This window comes from Chitinophaga sp. (assembly GCF_036569125.1).
Taxonomy (GTDB): Bacteria; Bacteroidota; Bacteroidia; order Chitinophagales; family Chitinophagaceae; genus Chitinophaga.
Map to the genome: position 1 here is coordinate 1 of NZ_DATCRF010000286.1, position 5,499 is coordinate 5,499.

Below are 5,499 nucleotides of genomic sequence, written 5' to 3' on the forward strand. Positions count from 1 at the left end.
CAATTGAGCGCTTTATCAGATATGTAGGAGAGTAATGTTAATGCAATGCCTGTTAATCCATCCAGCAAGCCTTCTTCTTTGCCGGCGTATACTCCTTTGGGTAATTCATCTTCCAGCAGTAAAATGGTTCTTTGCAGCCAGTGCTCATAGCCATCCCGGTATACGGGGAATCCTGTTTCCCTGTACAGTATGCGGCAGCTTTGCGCCAGCCCCGCGGCGCCATGGCAAAAAGCGGCAGTAGTGGCCTGGGTAGATGAGCTGTCCCTGCGCATCATGCTTTGCATGCCAATCAGGTTGGCTAAGCGCAGCAGGCCATCATCCCCAAACAATTTAGCAGCCCGGTAAAACAGCAGCACCTCATTCAGGTCGCCGCAGCACCAGCCCATACGGTCGGGCGTTATTATTTCATGCGCGTCGCGCGCAATCATGAGCGGAAAAAAAGAGTATTCGTTACGGGAGAAGTCCACATCTATTTTATGCTTCAGGATAAAGCGGATGCCTTCCTTTACGGTGTTAGCGATCAGCTCCTGGTGTGCTGAGCCCGGATGTACCTTTAACAGGGTTAATAATATACCACACAGGCCGTGCGACAGGCTAAAATTAATTACCTGCTTGCCATCTACCCTGATCAGGTTATTCCTGAACCAGCAGCCGGCTTCTTCCTGCACGGCGCGTTTGCAGATCTTTTCAATTAATACATCGGCATACTGTTTTGCTGCGCCCTGCTGCCTGCCGGAAAAATATTGTACCACCCCCAAAGCGCCATGCAGGTAATCAATGTTATCTTCCTCTACAAAACCGCGGGCGGTTTTAAACAGGTAATCGTCCAGGGCATCCAGCTCATTTTCCGCTTCCAGCTGCAGGAACCCTTCACGGTGCATGAGGTTAACGGTGTAGCCAAAACCTGCGCCGCCAGTGCTCAGGGATGGCCCTACCAGCGTGGGGTTAGCGGAATAAATACCGGAGAAAACCTGCTGCAGCAGTTGATTGGTTTGCTGTTTCAGCGTAGCGGATTCTGTTACCTTGTACAGGTGATAATAATAATAAATAAGGCCCAGCTTACCCTGTGTGAAAGTATCGTTATTGCTGGTTTGCCCCCCCAGTACCCTGTTAATATTGTCCAGTTGTTTTTGCGCGATCTGTTGCATTTCGGCTGTACTCTTTATTTGCAACAAATTTATTCACGCGCCTGTGCTACTGCTAATTCTCTACACCAACCGGGAAATTATAGGGATCAAGCAGCTTGCATTACCCCATGAGCTTATGTTTCATGAGGTCGTAAAAACTATTGCGGTAGGTTTCCCCCAGCAGTATTTCGGCTTTTACATTTTTTAATACGACCAGGTTACCTTCGATGGCTACAATTTTATTAACGGATACAATGTAGGATTTATGTACCCGCAGGAAATATTTTTTGGGCAGCCTTTCTTCCAGGTCCTTCATATTCAGCAGGGCCATGGTTTTCTGGCCGGCGTGGTAAATGGCTACATAGTTCTTCATGCCTTCTATGTAATCAATATCCCGCAGGTTAATTTTCAGCATTTTCCCTTTCAGCTCTGTTTTCACAAAAATGTAATCGTCCTCAATGCTTTCTTCATTAGTCGTTGCCGTTACCGATGATGTAACGGTGTTCAGCACCCGCTGCACTGCTTTAAAAAAGCGCGGTAAAGGAATAGGCTTCAGCAGGTAATCTACCACTTCCAGGTCAAAACCTTCTGCGGCAAACTCGCTATAGGCCGTGGTAAGGATCACTTTAGCCTTGCCCTGTATGGTGCGGGCTACATCCAGGCCGGAAAGCTCCGGCATTTGTATATCCAGGAATACAAGATCTATCTTTTGCGTATTCACTATTTCCAGGCCCTCAATAGGGTTGGTGGTAGCTTTTACCAGCTGCAGAAAAGGTGTTTGACTAATGTAGTGGATCAGTACATCTATGGCGTGTTGCTCATCATCCACTATTATACAGCTGATCATAATTACCGGGTTTACATTACAAGTTTAGGAATTACTGCATTTTCCGGGGCAGCGGATAATGCAGCGGCAGCATTTGTGTTCAGGCGGATGATCAGCGCTGCTGTATAGGCATCTGCCTCATCCTTTATATTGAGGGTGTATTGATCTTTGTAAGCGGCATACAGGCGTTTGCGGATGTTATCCATCCCAATGCCGTGCGACAGCTCCTTGGGTCCTTTTTTCTTTTTATTATAGGTGGAAAAAAGAATGTGCTGCTGCGCGGCATCCACCTCCAGCTTTATAACTACAGGAACTTCCTTGTTGGTGAGCTCTCCGTGTTTCAGGCAATTTTCCACCAGTGTAATAAGCACCAGCGGAATAATACGTATGTTGGTAAGGTCGCCGGTGATACACAGGTCAACCTGCAGCCGGTTACTGAAACGCAGCTGGTTGATCTTAATAACATTTTGCAGGTGCTCTATTTCCTTTCCCAGCCATACGGTGCCCTGCTCATCTTCCCCGCTGTTAAGGGAGTAGCGCATAATTTCACAAAGGGTAAGGATCCCGTCCGACAGCTCCTGTGAATAACCTAAAGATTTTGCGTAAAAGAAGTTAAGGGTGTTGTGTAAAAAGTGGGGGTTGATCTGCGCCCGTAAAAAGGCATATTCCGCCTGCAGGCGGTCCTGCTCTATCTTCAGCTTTTCCAGCTGCATAACGCCCAGCTGTTTTTCCTTTTTTACTGCCTGTGTGCCGAAGTAATAGCCAAAAGAGAAAAAACCGTAGATAGAATATAACCATAAGGTATATACGGAGTGGCGGACAAAATCAAAAGCAGGCACTGCTTCATCTTTATTAATGAGCGGGGCTATGATATAACCGGTAATGTAATAGATACCGTCACAGGAGAAAAAGAGCGCTATTTCTGCAAAGAAAAGCAGCAGGTATTTGCGGGTGCTTAAAAATTTTACCAGGATCCAGTAGTGCATATAAAAAATATATACACAGGGCAGCTCGGTTATAATCAGATCCAGCAGGTTGATGTTAAGGGTTTCAGTGGGATCAAACAGCTGCCGTACAGTACCCAGGAACACGTGTATGGTCCACGCCAGCACGTGGATCATGATCACCCTGTATCTTTTTTGCCTGATAAAAAACATTGTGTACTGCTTGTTTCTAAAATACTAAAGTATTCTTACATATTCCACCCAATCCTTTACATTGGCCGGTATTTTTACCTGGGGCTGAATACCGATATTGTCTATACGCTCTGCCGGTAAACGGTTTGACCTGGAGGTGGAATACCTTAACCGGAAAAGAGAGCAGGGCAGCCGGGTAGTAGCGGCATCCGCATAATCCACGGCGCCCATGGTATGCCTGCCGTACATTGTTACCTTGCTGCTCTGCCGGGCCTTAATTAAAAAAAGCTCTGTGCTGCTGGCACAATCCTCATTAATAAGTATAGCCACTTTCCGCGGATAAGGCAGTACAGTATCAAAGGCCAGGGTATCACCCGGCCACAGGTTATAAATGCCGCCCTGGTGGGCCCAAAGGTCCCGGGCTTCTTTTTTAAATACCTGTTTCATACTGTCTGACACATTGGGGAAATCCGTTAATTCGTAATAATCACGGATATTATCGGGCGTAGCCATCACAGCTGCCCCTTTGGAGATGAAAGGCCGTGTATAAAGGAGTGGCAATAAATTTTCAAAACATAATACAGATCCGCCGCCGTTGCCGCGTACGTCAATAATAAAATTGGCCGTATGTTTTATGAGCGCATCATTTGCTTTCAGCAGGCTGTCTATCTCACTTTTGTAATCGAGCATAGCACTGGGTATGGCCAGTAAGCAGGTGCTCTTATCCAACACCTTAAAATAAGGGCGGTACGGGTCAGCAGCCAGTATAGCAGCTGCTTTATCCTTATCAGGATACTGCTTGTACCAGTTGCCTATTCCGCTAAGAGTAAGCACCGACCTGTTAACGGCTGTTATAACCGGTGTGGAAAGAATATGTGTGCGGTTATAATAGGCGCTCAGGGTATACCTGCCGCCTTTTTTTTCCAGCTTCATTTTCACCTGCCCGGGCATCCAGTACAGGCTATCTGCTTTTAATACAAATGCGGTAAGCTCAGCGGAGCCGGGCTTCCGGCGCATAATGCCAACGCGGTAAGAGGCGGTTTCATCTTCCCAGATGCCTTCGAGGCTATCGGGCGCCTGCTGTTTATTCAGATAGCTTACCAGCTGCTGTTCGGATACAGGCACCTGCTCCGTATTGCTGAAAAGCCGGCGGATGGTGCTGTGGTGGGCAGTATCATCATTCAGCGTAACGGATACATGCCCGTCTTTAAAAAATGCTACCCAGCGTGACATAAGCAGCAGGCATGTACGCGTGTCTGCTGTAAGCGCCTGCTGCTTTATGCTGTCGGTAAGCAGGTTAAATGCGTTCCTGTTCTGTGCAGTTATCTTATCGTTGTAACCTACATAGTTCGTTCTCATCTTATTCATCACTGCCTGAAAGTTTTCGGCACAACCACATTGTTGCCCGCATACCTTCGTGCAAAACATACATAAGTAAAGCAGCAAAATATAACGCATCATTAAATTACCTTTTGATTAAATGCTCTTAGAACGTGTCCCGTATCTGTATGTGGGTGGTGGTTTTTTGCGAGTTCCCGCATTCAGGCCGGGTAGATTCTCCGTCATCCTGTGATTTATGGCCACCTACGATCTTGCTTAACTTATCGGCATCCAGGCGGATAATAGTGATCTTGTTAAGCAACAGTTTCTTTTCTGTGTTTGAAAGGGTTGTTTTCATTTTAAAACGGGTTAAAATTGTGAGACAAAAAGTTTGTTGTTATAAAATTACCTTGTAAAGCGGCCCGGCTTAAAATGGTTACATGAAACCGCTGATTGTAGGTACCAATCCGGCCCGTGCTACCAATGACTGGTAGTGCCTGGCCAGGAAATCATACATCACCATTTCCTGCTTACGGGCATCTGCAAGGGCTATACGGTTAATCATCATATGCAGGTAGCTGGCCAGCAGGTTTGCCAGGGGCACCTGCAGCCGCCCGGTTTCCTGTAAATATAATATTTCAGCTGCCAGCTGCATCATAGCGGCAGATCTTTCCCGCAGGATGTTTATTAAGGTATGCAGCTCATGCTGCTGGTCCTGCGCCGGATCCAGGATCCGTTCAATATCTGCGCGGTACCGGCGGTACTTCTCATCCAGCTGGCGCTTTAATGTTTTATCCATATTAAATTCTGCGGCAAAAGCTGTTTTCAGCGGCAGCACCAGGTCGCGCTTTTCTGCGGCTGTTAAGCGGAAGCAGGTAAGCAGCTCATCTACGGCGCGCAATCCCCATAGCCAGCGGATATGCTCCCGCTCATCCCCGCCCGTATTTTCCAGCATGGCGGTGCAGGCTACGCTATCCAGGTGAAAGAATGTTTCTGCCAGCTCCATGCTGTTGCTGCCATAACGTTCTGCTTCCCGGTTATAGGTATCCAGCTGCAGTTTGTGAATATAACCGGCTGCAATAAAGGGCTG

At 47.2% G+C, this 5,499-nt stretch carries 6 protein-coding genes; all 6 read right to left on the minus strand.

The window, feature by feature from the left end:
• On the minus strand, positions 1 to 1,148 hold a 1,148-nt coding region (locus VIM87_RS10510; RefSeq protein ID WP_331996954.1), incomplete at its 3' end, for a lanthionine synthetase C family protein.
• A gap of 100 nt (positions 1,149 to 1,248) precedes the next feature.
• Positions 1,249 to 1,974 (minus strand): LytTR family DNA-binding domain-containing protein, encoded by a 726-nt coding sequence (locus VIM87_RS10515; protein ID WP_331996955.1) that lies wholly within the window; start codon positions 1,972 to 1,974, stop codon positions 1,249 to 1,251.
• Positions 1,975 to 1,985: 11 nt separating this feature from the next.
• Positions 1,986 to 3,074 carry a sensor histidine kinase gene (locus tag VIM87_RS10520; RefSeq protein ID WP_331996959.1) on the minus strand — a complete coding sequence of 363 codons (1,089 nt, stop codon included), beginning with the start codon at positions 3,072 to 3,074 and terminating at the stop codon, positions 1,986 to 1,988.
• A 60-nt stretch (positions 3,075 to 3,134) separates the two neighbouring features.
• The gene (locus VIM87_RS10525) at positions 3,135 to 4,457 is read right to left on the minus strand and encodes a S41 family peptidase (RefSeq protein WP_331996956.1); all 1,323 of its coding nucleotides are present in this window, start codon (positions 4,455 to 4,457) and stop codon (positions 3,135 to 3,137) included.
• Positions 4,458 to 4,575: 118 nt separating this feature from the next.
• Positions 4,576 to 4,767: a class I lanthipeptide gene (locus VIM87_RS10530; RefSeq protein WP_331996957.1), complete on the minus strand. Its 192-nt coding sequence runs from the start codon at positions 4,765 to 4,767 to the stop codon at positions 4,576 to 4,578.
• 78 nt (positions 4,768 to 4,845) lie between these two features.
• Positions 4,846 to 5,499, minus strand: a 654-nt coding sequence (locus VIM87_RS10535; RefSeq protein WP_331996958.1) for a thiopeptide-type bacteriocin biosynthesis protein, incomplete at its 5' end; no start/stop codon positions are given.

What these genes read in the sequence shown, in the direction of transcription:
- VIM87_RS10515 (WP_331996955.1), bottom strand. Translation starts at nt 1,974, where the DNA reads ATGATCAGCTGTATAATAGTGGATGATGAGCAACACGCCATAGATGTA.
- VIM87_RS10520 (WP_331996959.1), bottom strand. Translation starts at nt 3,074, where the DNA reads ATGATCCACGTGCTGGCGTGGACCATACACGTGTTCCTGGGTACTGTA.
- VIM87_RS10525 (WP_331996956.1), bottom strand. Translation starts at nt 4,457, where the DNA reads ATGAATAAGATGAGAACGAACTATGTAGGTTACAACGATAAGATAACT.
- VIM87_RS10530 (WP_331996957.1), bottom strand. Translation starts at nt 4,767, where the DNA reads ATGAAAACAACCCTTTCAAACACAGAAAAGAAACTGTTGCTTAACAAG.